Raw genomic sequence first — 22,597 nt, forward strand, 5'->3', positions numbered from 1 at the left:
ATAGCACCCCCGTGCGCGTGCGGGAAGCAGCAGATGATAACATTTTGGATGGTTGTCCCAAGCCTCAGGCGCGGCGTCCCATTTTGTGGTCCCGGCCCTGGCTTTCAAGCAATGCCCGGTTATATTCCTTCATCACATCGCGGTGGCGAATCAAGCCCACAACCACGGCCTCCTGCGTGGGGGAAATAACGGGAAGCACTTCTTCACCGCTCATCTCCAGTCGGTGGAGTGCAAGCTGCAGTGCATCGGTGGATTTCACCTTTTGCGGCATGTCGCGCATGAATTTGACGACCGGCGTTTGCGCCTTCTCAGGACTGTCGAAAATATCTGGCGGCAGTTGGCTGAAGGTGAGCGTGCCGGTCATATGGCCGGCCTCGTCAGTCACAATCAACAGGCCACCCCCTTGCGTTACCAGCAGCTCCCGCGCTTTCAGGGCAGGTTCGGTGTCGCGCACGGTGAAGAAATCGCGGGTCATATGGTCAGCCACGCGGGCGGACTTCAGAAGGAATGTCGCCTTGCCGCCTTCCAGTCGAATGCCGCGGTTGGCCAATTGCATCAGGAAGAAGGACCGTTCAAAGAAGGCACTGGTCACCATGCTGGAAACCGCCGAGGCAATCATCACGGCGATGGTTACATTATAGTCCCCTGTGATCTCGAAAACGATCAGCATCGTGGAGATGGGCGCGCCCAACACCGCCGAAGCCACAGCGCCCATGCCGACCACGGCATATAGCCCCGGCGTAGACGCCAGCTCTGGGAAGATGGCAGCAGCAACGATGCCAAACGCACCGCCCAGCATGGCACCCAGGAACAGGCTGGGGCTGAAGACGCCGCCACCGAAGCGCCCGGTATACGAAATGACTGTCGCGGCCATTTTTGCCACCATCAGGGATACAAGAAGCTCAAAGCCATATTCGCCATTGAGTGCCCGGCTGGTGGCTTCATAGCCGACACTGAGGATTTCCGGATAGAAGATTGCGATGGCACCAACGAAGACACCAGCAATCGCCGGCTGCAGCCAGAAAGGGATTTTGTCCAGTTTTGTGCGCACCTTGTCGCCCCAGTCCATGCCGGACATGAAAGTGACGGCAACAAGAGCGGCAGCGATGCCAAGAATGAAAAAGGCTGGGAATTCCCAGAAACTGACGATCATATATTCGGTGGTTTCAAACGCCGGGAAGTTGCCCAGGTGCGCTCGGCTGACCAGCGTGCCGGCAATGGCCGAAATCACAATGGGCGCAAACGCATGGAGAGCATAGTGCCCAAGAATGACTTCAAGTGCGAAGAAGACGCCCGCAATGGGCGCATTGAAGGAGGCCGCAACAGCAGCTGCAACGCCGCACCCCAGAAGGGTTCGAGCCGCAGACGGGTTCAGGTGCAGTGCACGGGTAAGGGCGGATGCCATGGTCGCCCCCAGGTGCACCACAGGGCCTTCGCGGCCCATCGACGCGCCGGAACCAAGCGATACAATCGTGGCAACCGCACTTGCGATGCCGCTTTTGATGCCCAGTCGCCCGTTATGAAGTGCTGCAGCCTCAATCACATTAGGAACACCGCGTGCCTGATGCCGGTTGATAAGGCGTAGTATCTGGCCAACAACCAAACCGCCGCCAATCAGTGCGCCCATGATGTGCCAGAAGGGCAGGTGCTTGGCGCCGGAGGCCAGTTCTGCTTCGCTGAGGCCGTAAATCAGTTCAAGCAGTTCGCCAATCGCCAGGTAAAACCCGATGGCGGCATAGCCGGAGATTATACCGACGAGAACAGCGAGGATCGTGATGGCGCCAAATTCGTACCCGCCTGCCGAAAACAGGGTGGTGCGGACGCGGCGTCTGATCCGGCCAAAGAAACCTGATTTTTTGCCGGATGCTGGCATCAGGCGCATTTCTCCAAGAACACATCGTCAAATAGGCCGACCGTAACCGAAGGGGCTTGAGTTAGCCCTGAAACGGGGCCCGCGGGCCAGCGATCAAAGGTACCTTAGTATTTGAAATCAAAAAGGTTAAGCGATTTTCGCCGCATCAATGCCCTATTCTCGGGGCAGGGTAGCAATGAGCCCTTGTCAAAGCGGGAATGTTTTCGCACTGTTCCCCTTAGGGTTTGAGACATTGGACGGAGCCAGTCGTGACAACCGGGAAATTGCTAAAACTGACATATTGGCTGTTTGGCTCGCTGGTGGCGCTGTTGCTGCTGGCATCGGTGGCGATTGGCTTTCTGGATTGGAACCAGTACCGGGGAACACTGTCAGACCTGGCTTCATCACGGCTGGGGATGCGGGTTGAGCTTGCCGGCCGCGTCAGCGTTGGACTTTTCCCGCGCCCTGAAGTGTCGGCAGAAACCGTTCGACTTTATCCAGCAGGAGACGCAGGCGCTGATTTTGTTGCGACCGCCGACCGCATCGATATGCGGCTTGGGTTTGGCGCGCTTCTGAAGGGTGACGTTGCCATCCAGCATCTGGGGTTTGATGGCCTGAATGTTGTGGTTGAAGAAGACAGCGAGGGCGCATGGAACGTCCGCGGCTGGCCAAAATCCGAGAGTGATGCCGACGCACCGGCAACGTCAGTGCAGATGGAACGCCTCAAGATCGTCGGCGGCACCGTGCAACTGGTGGATAACCAGGGCGTAAGCCGTACCCTTGAAGGCTTGTCTTTCGACCTGAAGGGTCGATTGCCTGAAGGGCCGCTTGAATGGGATGGCAGCTTCGTTTCTGCCGGGCAAAAAGTCACCTCTTCCGGGCGCCTGCGGCCAAGTCGGGACGATAGTGTCCTGTCCTTTAAAACCGATATCGGCATGGCGGGCGGGAGTCTTCATATTTCAGGGCGGCTGTTCGACGATGGCTTTGCCGGGCGTATCCAAACGGAAGGCGATAACCTCGCATCGTTCGTGGCGGCAAGCCAAACAGTGACGGGTAATACGGAAGTTGCGCCTTCCGTGCCTGAAATGCCGTTTGAACTGGATGTACAGGTGGACCGCGAAGCCGGTGTATACCGTGCAATCTCCCGCACGCTTGATGTGGGCGGGACGCGCGGACGGCTCGACCTGACGGTCGCGCGCCGAAATGGTGGCTTTCACGCGGCTGGGTCGGCGTCATTCGGGATTTTGGTTCTGGCGCCCTGGCTTGATGCGCAAGCCAATACAGTACCGGTCGAGGCAGTGGAGCTGAATACGCCGTCCAAGACGCCCATCACGGGGGCTATTGATTTGACTGTTGAAGGCATTCAGGTTGGCAACGGGGTTATCCAGCAATTGGATGCGGTGGTGCGCCTGACAGATGAGGGTGTCCAGCTTACCAATCTGCAGGCCTTGTTGCCAGGCGGTTCGGGCCTCTTCTTTTCAGGGGCTTTGATGGCCAGCAAAGGGCAGGGGAATCTCCAAATAGTGTCTGGTAACCTGCCTGATTTGCTGCGCTGGATGCAGATTGATGTCTCTGGGCGTATTCCACCCGGGCGGTTGGCGACGGGCGAGCTTTCAGCGAACATATCCATTGCGCCTGACAAGTGGCGTCTATCTGCCTTGGAGGCGCGCGTGGACACTTCAAACTTTGAAGGCGACGTTACAGGCAAGACTGGGAGCGTTTGGCCTGAGTCGGTAAGGCTGGCGGCTGATACCCTTAATCTGGATGCTTATGTGTCTGATACGTCTGGGACAGGCACACCAGACAATTTGTTCGACACAATGCCGCCCCAGCCGATCGCCATTGAAATGATCGCGACTGAGGTTCTGTGGGGTGGTGCAAGATATTCGAACCTACGGGCAATGGGTGAAGTCGGCCCAGAGCAGCTCAGGCTTTCATCGCTATCTGTCAGGAATGCGGGCGGCAAACTGGAACTGGCTGGCCGGCTACGCAAGGTGGGTGACAAGCTGGAGATAGAAGGCGATGCCACGTTGGCCAAGTGGGGTTTCCCCGCGGTTCAGGCCCTGTCGGATGACGTTGCGCGTTATTTACAGGCCTTGGGGCTGAGCGGCGTGAACGGAACCCTGTCTGTTGCCGGCCCGCTTGAGGCCATGCGTGTTTCAGCCAAACTGTCTGAGGGGCGTGGGCGCAGCCTGTCCCTGAGTGGGGGCATTGGGTACGGATCGGATGTCGTAAAGATTGAAGGCGTACAGGGCACATTGGCCCACGAGGACCTGTCGCGCCTGGCTGCCCTTGAGGGTTATACCCTGGCAGGCAAGGTACCAGCTGACCTGACCTTTGCGGTTGGTGACAGTGAAACGGGTGCGCGGAGCATGACGCTCAGTGGGACCATTGCAGGCGGCCAGCTGTTGGCAGAAGGCAGCCAGACGGATAGTCGCCAGGAATGGCGCCTGAGCTTTGATCACAAACATGCTGGCGATGTCCTGAAGTTACTTGACCAGGAAGGTCAGTTGCCGCACCCCGGGGAGCCCATCAGGGCACGCGCCAAAGTCACGGTGAGAGGAAGTGCCTGGGATGCGCAGGATCTGGATATTCGCAATGGTCCGGCCCGGTTCGCGGGCAACCTGTCGCGCGGAGCAGACAACAAAATGGCTGGCAAGCTGGTGGCTTCGGGCTTCACCTATAATCCGCCACTCGGGCGCGCGTCCGGGCAGACGCCCGCCACCAAAGAGCTTGCAATTGACCAATCCCTGTTTGACATGGCCGGTAAGGTCGACGTTGCACTCGATCAGGTGGAAATACTGGGCCAGAAGGTGTCGGCTCCCAATGCCAGCCTGATTGCAGGGGATGGCAGCCTTCGATTTGCATTGGGTGACGAGGCCATGGTGAATGGCGGGGCTTCCGCTTTCACTTTGAATTTGATAGGTGGAAACGCCTTATCCTTGAGCGGTACCGCCAATATCAGTGAAATCGACATTGGTGCGATGCTGAAGGCTGAAGGCCTTGCGGCAGCTCTACAGGGCGTCGGGTCACTATCCTTTTCCTTCGACGGACAGGGCGACAGCCTGGACGCTATTTTGAGGACACTCAAAGGGCGTGGCGAAATGAAAGGCCGGGCCGGAAGCCTGAATTTCCTGAGTGTCCCGACACTGGTGCGCGAAATGGGCAATGCTCCTTCCGCAACTGTTTTCCTGGGGTCGGTTGGCAAGTGGCTGCGTGAAGGCAGCACCAGTTTCAGTGAAATGGAGGCGCGCTTCACGCTGGATGCAGGTACTATGCTGCTGGAAGAGCTTGCTGCAACAGGGGCGTGGGGCCAATTCGGCCTCGATGGCCAGATCAACTTCCGTGATGCGTTCCTTAACCTCAAGGGCACACTGGCGCTTTCAACACCGCCTGACACACCCGCAATTCCCGTTGAATATTCAGGACCGCTGGATAACCCAAGTGCATCCTGGGCGAGCCGGGCGCTGGAGCGCTTCGTTATTGCCGGCATTGAGCGCCGTCTGCGCAGTACGCTCGCAAAGGACCTCCAGAAAATTCAAGGCGACCAGCAGGCAGCTAACCCAGGCGCAGAGGTGTTTTCTCGTGCATTCGACCTGCTGGGCCGCCTGAAAGCCAAGCAGGAGGCAAAGAAAAATGAAGGCGACGAGGGGGAGGCTACTGAGCCTTCTCCAAAGACTGAAGGACAAAAGCCCTGAGCGCGCCTGAGAGAGACCCGGTTCGGGCTTCGTCAATAAGACGAACGAGTTCGTTCATCGACAGGTCCTGTTCCTTCGCCAGCCGCCTGAGATGACGCCAGAAGCCTTTTTCAAGCGAAATTGACGTGCGGTGGCCAGCAATGGTCACCGAGTGTTTCTCAAGTTTTGCATCGTCCAGGTTCAGCATCGGGTGATCATGCACTGGTTTGCTTGCGGGTCAAGTGCTGTTGCGAGCCTTCAGTGCGCTGATGATCTCGCCGTGCAGCTTCGCCGTGATCGGATAGAAGAATATCAGCAGGCCTGAAACCATGAGGGCAACGAAGGGGATGACGGTGAAAATATGCCGAATGCCGTCTGCCGTGGCTGCGCCAAGGGGGGCATCCGCCTGATATCCCACATACTTAAGCAATAAGCCGAGCGCGAAGGCCGACAGGCCTATGGAGATCTTCTGGAAAGAGGAAGCCACGCCGATCAGCAGACTTTCATTCTGTACCATGCTTTTAAATTCGCCATATTCAATGGTGTCTGGCAGCATGCTCCAGAAAATCACCGCAAAGGAGCTGAGGCCCAGTGTCACCACCACCATGGAAGCCAGCGCGGTTACCGAATTGTCGCCGAAGCCACCATACAGGAGCGCCAAACCAGCGCTTGCAATCACACTGCCTGTCAGCCAGGCATTGCGTTTGCCGATCTTGAGCGCAACGTAGGCCCAGAACGGGATGCAAATCAGCCCCGCACCGGACATGATGAAGATAGCGGTGGTCCCGGGGCCGCGATCACCCACCTGGCTTTCAAAGAAATAAAGGACGCTTTGCCCAATGATGGTTGTTGCAACTGTCACCAGCATGATGCCCCCCACCAGCAACAAAAACGGCCCGTTTTTCAGGATCGCGGCGAGGCTTTCCCTCATGGCGCTGGGGTGACGGTCAGGAAGATCCTCCTGCAGGGTGTTCCGAGTGGAAATGAAGCAGATGATCAGGACTATAATCCCGACAACTGCAGCGCTGTATCCCATCAGTGAAAATGCCACTTCATCCGTTTTACTTTGCTGCAGCCATTTGGCAAAGGCGGTAATGGAAACGCCGCCCAGAAAACCGCAATACATGCGAATGGCTGCCAGACGTGTCCGACCGTTGGATGCCCGGGTTACCCTGGCGCTCAGCGCGGAATAGGGGATCGAAACTACCGTATAGCAGGTGCGAAACAGGAGAAGGGTGCCTAGAATGTAGGCGGCCTGCCAGAAACTGTCCGAGATATGGATCGGCGTGAACAAAAGTGCAAATGAGACTCCCAGCGGGATGGCGCCAAAGAGCAGATAAGGTCGGTAGGGTCCCCATCGGCCCGTGGTTCGTTCGGCAAGATAGCCCATGACAGGATCAGTTGCGGCGTCCCATATCATGCCGATCAGAAAAATCGTACCCACGACTTCTGGCGGCACGCCAACCACGTCAGTGTAGAAGAAGAACAGGTAAAAGCCCACGCTTTGCCAGAACAGGTTCAGGGCATAGTCGCCCGTGCCGTATCCCAGAAAGGATTTCCATTCGGTTCTGGCGGCTTTCTGGTGCAATCCCGTCCCCTAAGCGGCCGTGGAGGGTGTGGCCGAAACCTGGTTAAGTGCCTGACAGCGCTATCATAATTACGTGACAATCGCAATAACGAAGCTATAGTGTTATTGAGGTTTTGTCGAGCGCCGCAGGAGTGTTGAAGTGGATGATTTAAAGGGAAAAAACGCGACCATTAGTGATGTCGCCCGGCTTGCCGGCGTGTCGATGAAAACCGTTTCCCGCGTTCTGAATAACGAAAAATATGTCTCAGAGGACAAGAAAGAAAAGGTTCTCGCGGTTGCGGCAGAGTTGAATTACCGGCCTTCCCTGCAGGCGCGGGGCTTGGCGGGCAACCGGTCCTTCATGATCGGGTTATTTGTCGATGACCCCAGCGGTGACTATATTTCCAAGGTTCAACGGGGGATTCTGCGCCGCTGTGAAGAAGCAGGCTGCTACCTTGTTGTTGATGTGCTCAGGGAGCGCGGCAATGACGCCAAGCTGAGGCAGATTTTGAACAGCATTCGTTTTGATGGTGTGGTGCTGTCGTCGCCAGTATGTGACGACGTTGCCGTTCTTGACGCGCTTCGGGAACGCAGTGTGCCAACGGTAAGGATTGGCCCCGGCGTTGATGCAACAGACATGGCCCAGATCGAAATTGATGATTACAAGGCCGCGTTTGAGGCTACCGAATTTCTTATAGGGCAGGGACACCAGCGCATTGGTTTCATCAAGGGCGACCCCAACCACGGCTGTTCCCTGGACCGGGAGCAGGGCTATTCCAAGGCCATGAGGGCGCATGGTCTGACGGTCAGCAATGACCTGGTTGCCCCAGGTATGTTTTCCTTCGACAGTGGTTATACCGCCGCTGAAAAACTGCTGAAGAGTGAAAGTCGCCCCACAGCCATTTTCGCCAGTAACGATGAAATGGCAGCTGGCGTTGTGGCTTGTGCGCAGGCTCTCGGCTTGCGTGTGCCGCTTGATGTATCTGTCATGGGTTTTGACGATGATTTTCTGGCAACGATTATGTCGCCTGCAATCACCACTGTCCGTCAGCCTATTGAGGATATGGCAGCAGGCGCAGTTGACCTGATCCTCGAAGCCAAGGGCAAAAGCGCTGCGCTTGAAGACAAGACGGTCATTTTTGACTATGAGTTGGTCAAGCGTAAATCCGTTCGGAAACTATCTGCGTAATCCAATGATATGACACGTATGACAGCTTACGAGTCGCCTTATGGTGCTCTGTGAGGCGGGTAATGCGTGTATTTGGTGTCTTTTTTCAAAATAAGTTGCCATGGGTAATGTGTGGTTTTTTCCTCGTAAGCCCATGAATTTATTGTGAGAAAAGATATTTTGTCATTTGAGTTTAGTCAAATTATGACAGCGCTGTCTGAAATGACTGGACAAATACGGGCTATTTTTATAGTTAGATAAGACAGCGCTGTCATATTTGGGAGATATGATCCATTTAAGCGCATGTTAGGGAAATGTACTTAGCTTAGGGGAACGGAAGGGAAACTTATGAGACCTGGAAGCATTTATCGAAATTCGGTGGCGAGTACCATGTCGCTTATTCTGGCGGCTGTCACAGCATCCACCGCATTCGCTCAGGAGGCTAATGACGCCTCGTCTGACGATCTGGATTTAGAAGAAATTGTAGTTACCGGTATTCGCGGTAGCTTGAAACAGGCAATGGACGTGAAGCGGGATGCCCGCGGTATCGTTGATGCCATCAGCGCCGAGGATTTCGGTAAGTTTCCGGACACCAACCTCGCTGAATCGCTGCAGCGTATCACAGGTGTGTCCATTGACCGTGTGAACGGCGAGGGCAGCAAGGTAACAGTACGTGGCTTCGGCCCTGACTTTAACCTCGTGACCCTGAACGGTCGTCAGATGCCGACCTCCGGTCTTGAAGACACAAGTGCTTCAAGCTCTCGTTCCTTCGACTTCGCTAATCTCGCGGCTGAAGGTATCTCTGGCGTTCAAGTATACAAGACCGGCCGTGCGTCTATCCCAACCGGCGGCATCGGTTCCACGATCAATATCTCCACCACCCGTCCGCTCGAAAGCCCGGGCATGAAGGCGACAATCGGCGCCAAAGCGGTGATGGATACTTCTCGCGAAGGTACGTCCGTAACGCCGGAAATCTCCGGCCTCTACAGCAACACTTTCGCCGAAGACAAGTTTGGTGTGGCTGTATCCGGTTCCTACCAGAAACGTAAGCTGGGCTATAACCAGGCCTCCGCCGGTTGGCGCGGTGCTTTCGAAGGCACCCAGAACGACTGGGGCACACTGCCGCAGATTCCGGATGGCGGCACTGAAGCCGACATCAACGTAACCAACCGCCCTGGTGCGGGTGATTATTATTCCACGACCCAGAACATGGCTTATTCCATGACGGCTGTGGACCGCGAGCGGATCAATGGTCAGTTGACCATGCAGTTCCGCCCTGTGGACACCATCACCGCGACGGCTGACTATACCTATTCGCAGAACAAGATCGGGACAGAGCGTCACGACATGTCTGTATGGTTCAACCACGGCAACACTACCAGCGCCTGGACTGATGGCCCGGTTGCTGGTCCGCTGCTGTACTCGGAAGATTTCGGCGCGAGCCCAAGCGACCTGTCGTTCGGCGGCGTTGAGTTCGCAACCAAGAATGAGAACAAGTCCCTTGGTTTCAACGTAGAATGGACGCCAACCGACAATTTCGAGCTTGAGCTGGACTACCATAACTCAAGCGCAGAATCCGGCGCGGACAGCCCATATGGCAGCAACGTTGCACTGGGTACAGCAAGCTTCTCGCTTCAGTCGCAGTCGGTTGACTTCTCCGAGGACTTTCCGGTTCTGTCGATTACGCAAATCGATGGCCTGACGGGCATTGATCCATCGCGTATCGTGTCCACCGGTTCGAGCTTCCGCAACAGCTACATGCGGACAGACATCGAGCAGGCGCAGTTCAATGGCTCCTGGCATTTCGATGAGGGCATCGTTGAAAGCATCGATTTCGGTGCATCTTACACGGAAAACAAAGTGCGCTCGGCTTATGCCAACGTACAGCGTGATACGTGGGGCGGTGCTGGCCCGGCTTCTGACCTTCCGGACGACATCTTTGAAGTCATCAGCGTTGCCGACAAGTTCGACAAGCTTGATGGCTCGGACAATGCGGCACTCTTCAACGAGTGGGTTATCTATGACTTTGAGACCATGGTCGGTCTGATTGATGACCTGTACGGTGTTTGTGGTGGCAATGGCCAGTGTGCGTCTACCGACTGGCAGGTTGACCGTCGCACTACGGAAGAATCCTTCGCGGCATACTTCCAGGTGAATGCAAGCTGGGAAGTTTCCGGTAATCCGCTGAATATCGTGGCAGGCCTGCGCTATGAGGATACAGATGTGACTTCCCGCGCACTTGTGCCGATTGCTACTGGCACACAGTGGGTGGCAGCCAACGAGGCAGTGGTGGTCTTCTCGCCCGAGCAGGACTTCACGGAACTGAAGGGTAGTTACGATAACTGGCTCCCATCCATCGACATTGACTTCTCGCCGCTTCAGGACGTTATCCTGCGGGCGTCATACTCGAAGACAATTGCGCGTCCGAACTATGCGGACATCCAGGGTGGCCAGACGATCAACAACATCTTCCGTATTGGTGGCGGTACAGGTAGCCAGGGTAACCCGGGCCTCCTGCCATTCGAATCCACCAACTGGGATTTCAGTGCTGAATGGTACTATGACGATGCAAGCTATTTCGCAGTCGGATATTTCGACAAGAAAGTGAAAAACTTCATCGGTACGGAAACCATCACGGCAACACCGTTTAACCTGCCGAACCCATTCGGTGGCCCACGTTATAATGACGCTGTGGCGGCTGTTGGCAGTGACGACCTTGTTGAAATCCGGAACTGGATTTTCGCGAACGCAGACCCAAGCACAGTTGAAATCACTGGCGTTGACTCCAATGGTGACACCACGGGTAACATCCTCGGCGTTGCTGGCGAAGATCCGACGCTTGAGTTTGTTGTGAATGTGCCGTCGAACCAGCGCTCTGCGAAGCTGAATGGTTGGGAATTTGCCCTGCAGCACACCTTTGGTGACAGCGGCTTTGGTGCCATCCTCAACTACACCATCGTAAATGGCGATGTTGGTTTCAACGACCTGACAAACTGGAACCAGGAACAGTTCGCACTGTTTGGCCTTTCGGACACGGCAAACGTCGTTGGTTTCTACGACAAGGACGGCTTGCAGGTTCGGGTTGCCTACAACTGGCGTGACAAGTTCCTGGCTGGCATCATCCAGGGTGAATATGCTCAGCGTCATCCGAACTATGTAGAGGCCTATGGCCAGTTCGACGTGAACGTAAGCTACGATGTGAATGACCAGGTTACGGTCTTCCTGGAAGGCATCAACGTGACAGGGGCTACGCAGCGCAACCACGGACGCAGTGAAAACACTGTTCTGTGGGCGACCCAGGCCGGTGCACGTTACAATGTGGGCGTTCGCTACAAGTTCTAGCGCACCTTCAGACTTTCCCAAGCATATGGAAAGCCGCCATCCGTGGCGGCTTTCTGCCTAAAGGGTATAAGGCATCGCGGGTTTTGCCCCTATGTGCCTTGTCCCGACCGCCCAATCGGGCGTAGCATGAACAGCGTGCCGGAGCTGGGGAGCAACCGGACAGGCTGATAAAAAACAAAATACCAGTTAAGTGGAAGAGAAGGTTCATGACGCAACATGTTTTGCTGAACAATGTGGATCACAAGGATCTGCGCATTATTACCGAGCGGTCGGCGGCCCTTGGCGACGCCATCATGAGCTGTGTTACATTCCCCACAGAATTTCGCGACCTGCAGGCGCACTATCCGATCCTGTTTCAAAAGGACCCGAACAGCGGTGCCATTCAGGCTGTCGCCCTTATGGGACTGACCAAAGGCGAGAACCTGTTCCTGACAGATGCAGGCTGGGATGCGCACTATGTGCCCATGGTGGTTGAAATGCAGCCGTTTGTGATAGGCATGCAGCAGCGCCCCGGTGAAGAGCCGCAAACCGTTGTTCATGTGGACATGGACAGCCCGCGCGTCAGCACCACAGAAGGCCAGCCCGTGTTCCTGCCCAAGGGCGGCAGCACGGAATATCTTGAGCAGATTACCGCGATCCTGGACCGGCTTCATATGGGTGCTTCCACCAGTGGCGATTTCTATAGCACCATTGACAGCTATGGCCTTCTGGAACCTCTGGCGGTGGAAATTGACCTGAAGGATGGGTCGACCAACCGGCTGGTCGGCTTCCATGCCATCAATGAAGAAAAGCTCTATGGCCTCGATGGTGCGGCACTGGGTGTCCTCAATGAGAAGGGCTATCTGCAGCCGCTCTATATGGCTGTGGCCTCGCTCTCAAATTTGCGGGACCTGATTGAGCGGAAAAACCGGATACTGGGCTGATCATGAACGAGCTGAAGCCCATCCGTGAAATAAAGGGCGCCGCCAGCGCCGACCTGACGGAAGAGTTGCTGACCGGGCAGGAGCCATTGGTGCTGCGCGGTTTAGCAGCGGACTGGCCGTTTGTGAAAGCGGGCAGGAAGTCGGCAGCAGAGGCGGGGGTCTATCTGAAAGGCCTCTATAATGGCACGGAGGTGATCGTCTCCTACGCCGGGCCGGAAGCGGGCGGCAAGCCTTTTTACAAGGATGACATGAGCGGCCTGAATTTCGATTATAAGCGCATCAAGCTCGATATGTTTCTCGACCTCCTGGAAAGTCATGAGGCTGACGAAAAGCCGCCTTTCTTCTATGTGGGCTCTACCACTATCGGCGATTGTTTGCCGGGATTTGGCGAACAGAACAGCATTCCCCTTGGCGACAGGGAGTGCATTGAAAGCATCTGGATCGGCAACCGTACGCATATTGCGGCGCATTATGACCTGGCGGACAATGTGGCCTGTGTGGCAGCCGGTAAGCGGCGCTTCACCCTGTTCCCGCCAGATCAACTGCCCAACCTTTATGTGGGCCCTCTTGATTTCACACCTGCAGGCCAGCCTGTGAGCATGGTGGACCTGCACAATCCTGATTTTGACAGGTTCCCGCGTTTTCGCGATGCGCTCGCTGTTGCGCAGGTGGCCGAACTTGAAGCTGGTGACGCCATCTTCATCCCCAGCATGTGGTGGCATGCGGTGGACGGCCTGGCAGCCTTCAATGTGCTGGTGAATTACTGGTGGCGCCAGTCGCCGTCCTATATGGGGCCGGCGAATAATGCGCTACAGCTGGCGCTTCTGGCGATACGCGACCTTCCGGCAGACCAGAAGAAAATCTGGCAACAGATTTTCAACCACTATGTATTTGAAAATACAGAGGAAACGACGGCTCATATCCCTGAGCGGGGCAGGGGCGTACTGGGGCCGATGACTGACGATAACGCGCGGCGTATTCGCGCTTTCCTTTTGAATGGGTTGAACAGATGACGGCACAAACGATTAAACGTGTGGTGATTGTGGGTGGTGGTACGGCTGGCTGGATGGCCGCCACGGCGCTCTCGAAAATCATGGGCGGCGTGCTTGATATCACGCTCATCGAGTCCGACCAGATCGGCACTGTGGGTGTGGGCGAAGCCACCATTCCGACGCTGGTGAACTATAACCGGCTGATCGGTATTGATGAACAAGCCTTCATGGCCGCCACAAAAGCCACCTTCAAGTTGGGCATCGAATTCGTCAACTGGAAGCAGAAAGGCGAAAGCTATATCCACTCCTTCGGCATTACCGGCAAGGACCACTGGACGGCTGGCTTTTGGCATTTCTGGCTGCGGGGCCTGAAGGAAGGCATTGACTATAAGTTCGGGGATTACTGCCTTGAGCTGATCGCTGCCGAGCAAAGCAAATTCGCCCATCTGCCGAAACTGGGGCTGAATTACGCCTATCACCTGGACGCCACGGCCTATGCTGGGTTCCTGCGCAAGATGGCGGAAGAGCATGGCGCCAAACGCGTTGAGGGCAAGATTACAAGCGTGCAGCAGAACGGCGAAAGCGGCTATGTGGAAAGCGTGACGCTTGAAGGCGGCAAGGTGATCGAGGGTGACCTGTTTGTGGATTGCTCGGGCTTCCGCGCGCTCCTTATCGAAGGTGCGCTGCACACCGGCTATCATGACTGGACCCACTGGCTGCCGTGTGACAGCGCAATTGCCGTGCAGACCGAAGCGGTGTCGGATCCGATCCCTTATACCAAGTCCATTGCCCACGACAGCGGCTGGCAGTGGCGTATCCCACTGCAGCACCGGGTCGGCAACGGGCTCGTGTTCTGCAGCAATTATCAGGACGACCAATCCGCCATTGATACGCTGATGAACAATATTGAAGGCAAACCACTGGTGGACCCGCGGGTGATCAAATTCCGCACAGGCACCCGGCGCAAGCACTGGAACAAGAATGTGGTGGCGGTAGGCCTTTCAAGTGGCTTTATCGAACCACTGGAGAGCACCAGCATCCACCTGATTCAGCGCAGCATCTTCCGCCTGATGCAGATGTTCCCACACACCGGCATCGTGCAGGCGGATATTGACGAGTTCAACGCCCAGACCAGCTATGAGATGGAGCATATCCGCGACTTCATTATCCTCCATTACCATGTCACCGAGCGCCGGGACACGCCCTTCTGGCGCCAATGTGCGAACATGGACATCCCGGACGGGCTGAAACACCGTATTGCCTTGTTCCGTGACGCGGGCCGGGTGTTCCGGCCGAACGACCAATTGTTCGCCGAAAACAGCTGGGTACAGGTCATGCTGGGGCAGGGCATTATGCCCGGCCAGTATCACCCGATCGCGGACCGGATGACCGACGAAGAGTTGCATAACTTCCTGGCGCACATCCGCTCCAATGTGGAGAAAACAGCCATGCAGCTGCCAAGCCATAACGATTATGTGCAGCAATACTGCAAGGCAACTGAGGTGATGGCGAAGGGGGCCGCATGACTTTGATGAAATTCGTATCTGTGGCTGGCGTGCTGGCCGCAATGAGTACGGCTGTGCTGTCCGATGATGGCTATGAGCTTGTTTGGGCTGATGAATTCGATGGGCCAGAACTGAATACCAATGTCTGGCGTGTGGTGAAGGGCAACGGCTGTCCCACGAACTGTGGCTTCGGCAATAATGAACTGCAGGCCTACAGGGGTGGTGAAAAGAACCTGCGCGTGCAGGACGGCAAGTTGGTGATCGAGGCCCGTATGGGCAACAAGGTAACCTCAGCCAAGATCACAACACAGGATATGCCGGGCTGGACCTATGGCCGCTTTGCCATGCGGGCCAAGCTGCCATCGGGTGTGGGCACATGGCCGGCCTTCTGGATGATGCCAAAGGCCGCCAGCTACGGCCCATGGCCCAAGTCTGGCGAGATCGATATCATGGAACACGTGGGCTATAACCCCGGTCAGGTGCATGGCACCATCCACACCGGGGCCTACAATCACAAGATTGGCACCCAGAAGGGTGACTTCATGCAAGTGCCTGACGCCGCGGAAGCCTTTCATGACTATGCCGTCGAATGGGAAGAAGATGAGATCCGTTGGTATATCGACGGACAGGAATATTACCGGATCGAAAAAGAGGCTGGTGATGGCCATGCAAAATGGCCGCTGGACCATCCCTTTTATGTGATCCTCAATCTTGCCGTTGGTGGTGACTGGGGCGGTGCTGAAGGCGTTGACAAAGCCGCATTTCCTGCACGCTTTGAGGTCGACTGGGTCCGTGTTTGGCAGAAAACGGCCGATAAATAAATTGTCTTGCATCTGACAGCGCTGTCAGATTTTTGTGGACATGGCAGATTTTCGTGCTAGGTTTAAGATGAATATGACAGCGCTATCATATGGGAAGTATGATAGCGCCCGATGGGATGTGTTGCGAGGGAAGCGGACGATTATGAAGTATTTTGATTATCGATTTTTTGTTGTGGCTGCGGCACTGGCCCTTGCAGGGTGCGGGGACGCGCCCACCGCGACCGATAGCCAGGCCGACAAGGTCGAGTGGCCGACAATTGCCAGCCCCGTGAAGGCTGATCCGGCGACTGACCAGAAGGTAGCTTCCCTCCTGGCGAAAATGTCCGTTGAAGAAAAGGTGGGCCAGATCATGCAGGTGGAAATCCAGCATATCTCGCCAGAGGAAGTGAAAACCTACCATATCGGCTCCGTGCTGAACGGTGGTGGCTCGCTACCGAACCGCAACAAATATGCGGCCCCCGGAGAATGGCTGGCCATGGCTGACGCCTTTTATGATGCGTCAATGGACACATCCGATGGCGGCCTGGCAATCCCCATTATTTGGGGCAGTGACGCGGTACACGGCCACAATAACGTCATTGGCGCTACGCTCTTCCCGCACAATATCGGCCTGGGTGCCGCCAATAACCCTGAGCTTCTGCGCCAGATTGGTGCTGTCACCGCGCTTGAGATGCGCGTAACAGGTATTGACTGGACATTCGCACCGACGCTGGCTGTCGCTCAGGATGACCGCTGGGGGCGGGCGTACGAAAGCTATTCTGAAAACCCTGAAATCGTACAGGCCTATGGCCGCGCGATGGTGGAAGGCGTTCAGGGCGTGCCAGGAACACCAGACTTTCTGGATGTGGACCATGTGGTCTCAACCGCAAAGCACTTCATCGCGGACGGCGGCACAGAGGGCGGTGACGACCAGGGTGATGCCAAAATCCCGGAACTGGAACTGCTGGATATCCATGCCGCAGGCTACAAGGGTGCGCTGGCGGCTGGTGTTCAAACCGCGATGGCAAGCTTTTCTTCCTGGAATGGCCAGAAGCTGCACGGTAGCAAATATCTGCTGACGGATGTGCTGAAGGGCCAGATGGGTTTTGAAGGCTTCATCGTGGGTGATTGGAATGGTCATGGCCAAGTGCCGGGCTGCACCAATGCGTCCTGTGCTACCGCGATCAATGCGGGCCTTGATATGTTCATGGCGATCGAGGAATGGCGTGATCTTTATAAGAATACGCTGGATCAGGTAAACAGCGGTGAAATTTCCATGGCGCGGCTTGATGATGCCGTTTCTCGCATCCTGCGGGTGAAAATCAGGGCAGGTCTTTTTGAGAAAGGTCGTCCGTCTGACCGCGGCGTTGCAGGGCAGGACGGCATCATCGGCCAGCCAGAACACCGGGCTGTGGCGCGTCAGGCCGTGCGGGAAAGCCTTGTGCTCCTCAAAAATAACGGTGGGCTTTTGCCACTGAACCCGTCTGCAACCGTTTTGGTGGCAGGTGACGGCGCCGATAATATCGGCAAGCAATCCGGCGGCTGGACCATTACCTGGCAGGGCACGGGCAACGTGAACAGCGATTTCCCGGGCGCGACCTCCATCTTTGACGGCATTCGTGATGCTGTGGCGGAAGCAGGCGGTACAGCAGTGCTGTCAGTGGACGGCAGCTATGACACCAAGCCTGATGTGGCGGTCGTTGTATTCGGCGAAGAGCCATACGCGGAAGGCCAGGGCGACATCGATACGGTTGAATTCGAACCCGGCAACAAGAAAAGCCTGGCACTTCTCAAGGAGCTGAAAGCTGACGGCATCCCTGTGGTTTCTGTGTTCCTTTCAGGCCGCCCGCTCTGGGTCAATCCTGAACTGAATGCCTCTGACGCATTCGTTGCTGCCTGGCTGCCCGGCTCTGAAGGGGAGGGTGTTGCGGACGTGCTGGTCGCAGATGCTGAAGGTAACCCACGCCATGACTTCAAAGGGCGGCTCTCTTTCTCCTGGCCCGCCAACCCGCTGCAGGGCAAGCTGAACCTTCATGACGAAGGGTATGCGCCGCTGTTTCCGTTCGGCCATGGCCTGACCTATGCCGATACTGACACGGTCGTGGGCATGCTGCCTGAGGATGTGGTTGGTGTTGCTGCCGCTTCGGGTGGTGATCTGGATCTGTTCGTGGGGCGTCCGATGTCTCCGTGGCGTCTGTTCGTCGCTAGCGACCAGTCCTCGCAGGTAATCAGCGGCTACTATGCCCAGGTTCCCGGCGGTACCATGACTGCCGAATTGGTGGACAAAGACATTCAGGCTGACGCCGTTAAGGTGAATTGGCTCAGTGACGGTAACGGCGCGTTCTTCATGGGCGATGCCCCTGCCATGGACCTGAGCGATCACGCAGAAGCTGGTGCCGCACTGCGGTTCGACCTGCGGGTGGACAGTTTTGATGCTACTGACGCCAGCCTGTCTGTGCGCTGTGGTGAAGCCTGCACCCGGTCACTTGATATTGACGAATTCCTGAGAGCTTCCACCGGCAAGGGGTGGGCTACGGTCGCCGTTCCTCTTGCTTGCCTCTCGGAAGACGCTGCCGACTTTGAGACGCTGCTGGAGCCATTCCGGTTTGGCGTCACAGGCAAGGCAAGCATGGCTTTTGCCAATATTGGTGTTGTGAAAGCCACTGAGACCGTGGACTGGTGCGATCCTGGTGCCGGTTCGGTTCCTGCTAACTAACCCTTAGCAACTTAACCTCTCAGCCTTATTATGGGGCACTCGGGTCCGCACCGCGCGGACCCATTTTTTTTGGGCAGGAGGCATCGACCTTCATTCTGTCAGGGCGTTTTCGTCAATCAGTAAAACCCGTTTCAGGTGCCGCTTCAGCTTTTGGCCACCGCCGATCTCAAGGCGGCCCCCCAGATGATCGGCCAATGCTTTTTCGACCATGTAGAAATAGGCTTCCATCGCAAGCGCGCTGTTCGGGCTATGGCCTGCGCGTGGCTCTTCCAGGTAGGAAACAGGCTGGGTGTTGCCTTGAAGCCGCAGCACATAGTCCCGCACATTCAACACAGAGACCTTCGGGTCCTTCTCCCCGGCCCAGATATAGAGGGGGCGTGAGATCTTTTGCCAGTGTGCATCCGGCGACTGGGACTGAATGCGCCTCACGTCTGCTGGATCATTCAGGTCTACCGTCAATTTCTTGAAACGCTTTAGGCGCAGTGCAAAGGCAGGAGATCGATCCATATTGGTGAAATATTTGATGGCTTTGGATAGATCGACAGGGGGTGCTCCAGCAATGCCCACCCGGAAGGTTTCGGGGGTGAAGGCCATCGCCCCAAGCACAGAGAAGCCACCAAAGGAATGGCCGAATATGCCCAGTCTGGTCCTGTCACCGATACCGCGAGACAAAACATATTCCATGCCGTCGATGATATCCTGCTGCACGCGACCATCGCCGAAATCACGGTTAGCGCTTAGCGTATACTGCTTGCCAAAGCCGGTGGAGGCCCGGAAGTTGGGCTCAAATACAGCATAGCCGCGATTTGCCAGGAATTGGGCGCGGGTGTCATAGGTGCCGTCAACCCGGCCCCACGGGCCGCCATGGGGCACGATCACAAGCGGCGCATCGGCAGGGTTCTTGCCGCGAGGCAGGGTCACATAGCCTTGCTGGCGCATGCCGTCGCTGACGCTGTACCAGATGGGAACACGGATGGCGGCGCTGGACTTCAGCAGGTCGCGGTCCTCGGCTGTTATATGCTCCATGGGATAGGTGAAGTTGTCGGCCATGCGGTCATAAAGGGCGATTTTGGGTGGCCGGATGCCGTCATCCACGGCCAGCCAGCGGGTGAGGTCATCGCTGGCGCGCAGCATCAACTGCTCTGCCCCGAGCTCCGCTTCGATTTTTGCAATTGCCTGTTGGGCACCAGCGTCGAGGCCATAGAAGCTAATGTGGTCGTCCAGATAGCCAGCGGCACGTGGCTGGTTCTCGGTATCCATAATGACCCATTTGATGTCAAACATTCCCCCGGGGTCCTGGTGCAGGCGGTTGACCGTGCCATCTGTAGCGTCCATTCGGTAAAGGCCTGTGAGGTTCTGGCCGAATGTGCCCTGCACAAGCAGGCTGTCCGTTGCTTGGTCGTAGGCAATCAGTTTGCAGCGGTCATCCAAACTGCACGTCTGCAGGCGCTTGGCGGTATCCCCTTGGATACGAACAAGCTCCAGGCCATCTCCTGCGATGCGCACCGCGAAATACACCCCGTCGGTGCCGGGCAGGACATCGCCGACGAAAGTGGATGACTGAAACAATAGCTCTTTCGTACTGTCCGGAAGCAGGCGGAAGAAATCATGCCCGCCATCTGTCGCTGCCTTTGATACAATCACCGCATGGGGCTGGCTTGGGTCGACCCTGTATAGTAGCTCATCGCTGTCGCTATCCAGGTTGAGGATAAAGGCCGGTGTATCGGGTGTTCCCATGGATACGGCGGCCACCCCTTGTGATGATTCAAGAAACAGATAACGGCTGTCGGTAGACCAGAAAATCTGGTCTACAAGCTCGCTTGCGAACAACCGCTTGTGGGTTTCACTGGCGACGTCATAAAGCCAGAGTTCCATGTGCCTGCCATGCTTCAGGCTGTAAGCCAGAAAGGCGCCGCTCGGCGACAGTCGGACATAGTCGATCTGGCGCTTCTTCAGCAACAAAGACCGGGACAGAAGCGGGGCTTCGGATTGGGATTTGGCGGTTTGGATCGCATCATCCAGGGTGTCGGCAGCAACAGGCGCCGGGGCGGCGAACAGGCTGGCTGCAGCAAGCATCAGGGCGCACGTCACCTGAATGCGCGCTTTCAATTGAAAAGGCGTCATTGTTGTATCCACTATCTTTTGCTGTCGTTAACTGCAGGGGAGGGGCATGGGCCAGCCCCTCCCGGCCTGGGGCTAGGCCTGTTTCGGATTGGTCCGCCATGGGTTCATCAGGAAGAATGAGATCAGCGCTGGCAGGCTGAATATGGCGCACAGTGCCACCCATGTTGCAGTCTGCGCGCGGCCAAGCCCATGCTTGCGGCTCATGATCAAGGCAGCGGCGGCAGAGACGGTCATCAGGATGCCAGCCATCCAGTAGATAAGAGGAGGATGCTGCCTGCCGAGAAGCGCATTCAGGACCAGGTCACCATCGGGCCTGATATTGTCAATGCGACTGTTCATCAGTTTTGACCGGTACAGGTGATCAATCAGAACCATGGTCGGGGACATCATCTCGAAATGATATTGGATCCAGCTTGGGTGGCGTTTCAGCTCATAATGCCGCTCGTGAATGGTTTCCGCCGCGCCGCCGAGTTTCGCATGGACAACAGCTGAGCCGGGCTTGTTGAATCCAAAGAAATGGTTCCCCCGATACAGCATCAGATAACCGTCCACCAACCTGTATGTGTCAACAAAATGGAAGCTGCTTAGTGAGGCTGGGTGATCGATGCTGTATTCCGGTACGGCCCTGTCAAATTCGTCGCGCAGTACTTTAGGGTCAAACAGCAATGTGCGCTTGTCTGTCAGGATCGCGACATAGTCGTCCCTGATTTGCGGCTTGGCGACATAGCGTTCGCCTGCGGGCAGTTCATGCTTGATATCCATGCTGCGCTCAGCGAAATCCAGCTGGTACATGCGGTTATTTGTCATCAGGAACTTCTTGCCAACCATCACGGGCACTGCCTGAAATCGATCTGCTGCCGTGGCAAGTGAGGCATCGTCGATAAAGCCGTTTACCCCAATGGCACCGATGGGCTTTCTGGTTGCTTCCGACATGCCGATCATCAGCATCTCGTCATGGGCGAACTGCCATATGCTGTTCGTGCCCGTGGGGGCAAGCGCATGCTGAATATCCAGTGTATGAAGCTGGTCTTCTGTCGGGTATGACCACTCGCGACTGTCCAGATAGGCCATGTCCGCAAGCTCGACCTGCTTAATGTAATAGTCCGTTTTAGGATGGCTGCTGCCCTCAAGGGCGTAAGCCACCTGTTCTGCGGGGCCCAGTTCCCACATATAGGAGACTGTCCCTTCTACCGGGTTAAGGTCGGGGTGCGTGCCCATGATGAATTTGGGAACGTGATAGTAAACCGTTGTGAACAGGGACAGGCCAAACAGAAGGGCATAAGTCATAGGAAAGACCATAAGCGTAATTGCCCAGGGGCGACGTTCATGGGTACTCAGGTCCGGTTTGAAACTGACAACATTCAGCGTCACAAGGATCCCCAGTATGACCAGCATCGGGAAGAACTGCAGGAATGTGCTCTCGGGCTCTGTGGTCATCATCCAGTTCAGGAAAATGGCCAGCAGAATGGCGCCTTTGTTGGCGCTGATGGCTACAAGAGTGCCGACGAAATAGGCTGCAAGCGAGCAAAATAGCAGGAAAAAGCCATAGCTATAGTGGCGCGTATCAACTACCGAACCGGAGAAAGCATCCATCCCGCCAACCATGATAAACCACGGAACCAGAACAACCATGGACACGACAGCTGCGCCGGCAAGCGCCAGGCCGAAATAGATATTCCGTGGCGCCAGCGGCCGGTGGATCAGGTAGGTCCAGTGGTTGGTGCGCCGATGAAGCATCATCTGGACAAAGCCGAAGAGGGCCGAAAGTGGCAACAACCCCAGATACAGCATGGACTTGAAGGGTGAATTGCCCTGTAGGAAGGGCATAAGCTTCGCCACGAAGACGTAGATGGCCAGGAGGCCCACCGTTGCCAGAATGGCCCACAGGCGGTAGCGCTGAAATTCGCTTTTGAAAATCTGTAACATGCTCA

At 56.3% G+C, this 22,597-nt stretch carries 13 protein-coding genes; 8 read left to right on the forward strand and 5 right to left on the reverse strand.

The genetic code is table 11. The annotated features are described in order from the left end of the window. Positions 1 to 64: 64 nt before the first annotated feature. A complete protein-coding gene (locus B3Z17_RS01120; protein ID WP_286828205.1) occupies positions 65 to 1,873 on the reverse strand; it encodes a chloride channel protein in 1,809 nt (602 codons plus the stop codon). Positions 1,874 to 2,121: 248 nt separating this feature from the next. Between B3Z17_RS01120 and B3Z17_RS01125 the strand changes: the two genes are divergently transcribed. Further along, entirely contained in the window at positions 2,122 to 5,550 is a 3,429-nt protein-coding gene (locus B3Z17_RS01125; RefSeq protein WP_286828206.1) for an AsmA family protein, read from the forward strand. On the opposite strand, the gene B3Z17_RS01130 is transcribed toward B3Z17_RS01125, so the two are convergent. Together B3Z17_RS01130 and B3Z17_RS01135 are read right to left on the reverse strand one after the other, a co-directional pair. After that, positions 5,510 to 5,737 carry a ribbon-helix-helix domain-containing protein gene (locus B3Z17_RS01130; protein ID WP_074519506.1) on the reverse strand — a complete coding sequence of 76 codons (228 nt, stop codon included), beginning with the start codon at positions 5,735 to 5,737 and terminating at the stop codon, positions 5,510 to 5,512. The genes B3Z17_RS01125 and B3Z17_RS01130 overlap by 41 nt on opposite strands. A gap of 30 nt (positions 5,738 to 5,767) precedes the next feature. Beyond that, a complete protein-coding gene (locus B3Z17_RS01135) occupies positions 5,768 to 7,117 on the reverse strand; it encodes an MFS transporter (RefSeq protein WP_286828207.1) in 1,350 nt (449 codons plus the stop codon). A 139-nt stretch (positions 7,118 to 7,256) separates the two neighbouring features. Here B3Z17_RS01135 and B3Z17_RS01140 point away from each other — a divergent pair, with 139 nt between their 5' ends. The 7 genes from B3Z17_RS01140 (at position 7,257) to B3Z17_RS01170 (ending at position 18,542) form a co-directional block, all read left to right on the forward strand. Continuing rightward, positions 7,257 to 8,285, forward strand: a complete 1,029-nt coding sequence (locus B3Z17_RS01140; protein ID WP_068305136.1) for a LacI family DNA-binding transcriptional regulator — start codon at positions 7,257 to 7,259, stop codon at positions 8,283 to 8,285. A 369-nt stretch (positions 8,286 to 8,654) separates the two neighbouring features. Then, positions 8,655 to 11,606, forward strand: coding sequence for a TonB-dependent receptor (locus B3Z17_RS01145; RefSeq protein ID WP_082714571.1), 2,952 nt, complete (start codon positions 8,655 to 8,657; stop codon positions 11,604 to 11,606). Positions 11,607 to 11,812: 206 nt separating this feature from the next. After that, positions 11,813 to 12,529: a SapC family protein gene (locus tag B3Z17_RS01150; RefSeq protein WP_286828208.1), complete on the forward strand. Its 717-nt coding sequence runs from the start codon at positions 11,813 to 11,815 to the stop codon at positions 12,527 to 12,529. Continuing rightward, entirely contained in the window at positions 12,529 to 13,542 is a 1,014-nt protein-coding gene (locus B3Z17_RS01155; protein WP_414672758.1) for a cupin-like domain-containing protein, read from the forward strand. Before B3Z17_RS01150 ends, B3Z17_RS01155 begins: the two co-directional genes overlap by 1 nt. Continuing rightward, positions 13,539 to 15,047, forward strand: a complete 1,509-nt coding sequence (locus B3Z17_RS01160; RefSeq protein ID WP_286828210.1) for a tryptophan halogenase family protein — start codon at positions 13,539 to 13,541, stop codon at positions 15,045 to 15,047. Before B3Z17_RS01155 ends, B3Z17_RS01160 begins: the two co-directional genes overlap by 4 nt. Next, a complete protein-coding gene (locus B3Z17_RS01165; RefSeq protein ID WP_286828211.1) occupies positions 15,044 to 15,847 on the forward strand; it encodes a glycoside hydrolase family 16 protein in 804 nt (267 codons plus the stop codon). Before B3Z17_RS01160 ends, B3Z17_RS01165 begins: the two co-directional genes overlap by 4 nt. Before the next feature lie 142 nt (positions 15,848 to 15,989). Beyond that, positions 15,990 to 18,542, forward strand: coding sequence for a glycoside hydrolase family 3 protein (locus B3Z17_RS01170; protein ID WP_286828212.1), 2,553 nt, complete (start codon positions 15,990 to 15,992; stop codon positions 18,540 to 18,542). 90 nt (positions 18,543 to 18,632) lie between these two features. Here B3Z17_RS01170 and B3Z17_RS01175 read toward each other — a convergent pair whose 3' ends face one another. Further along, a complete protein-coding gene (locus B3Z17_RS01175; protein WP_286828213.1) occupies positions 18,633 to 20,666 on the reverse strand; it encodes a S9 family peptidase in 2,034 nt (677 codons plus the stop codon). Between the two features lie 72 nt (positions 20,667 to 20,738). Next, positions 20,739 to 22,592 (reverse strand): hypothetical protein, encoded by a 1,854-nt coding sequence (locus B3Z17_RS01180; protein WP_286828214.1) that lies wholly within the window; start codon positions 22,590 to 22,592, stop codon positions 20,739 to 20,741. Between the last annotated feature and the right edge of the window lie 5 nt (positions 22,593 to 22,597).

This window comes from Kordiimonas sp. UBA4487 (assembly GCF_002389025.1).
Classification (GTDB): Bacteria; Pseudomonadota; Alphaproteobacteria; order Sphingomonadales; family Kordiimonadaceae; genus Kordiimonas; species Kordiimonas lacus.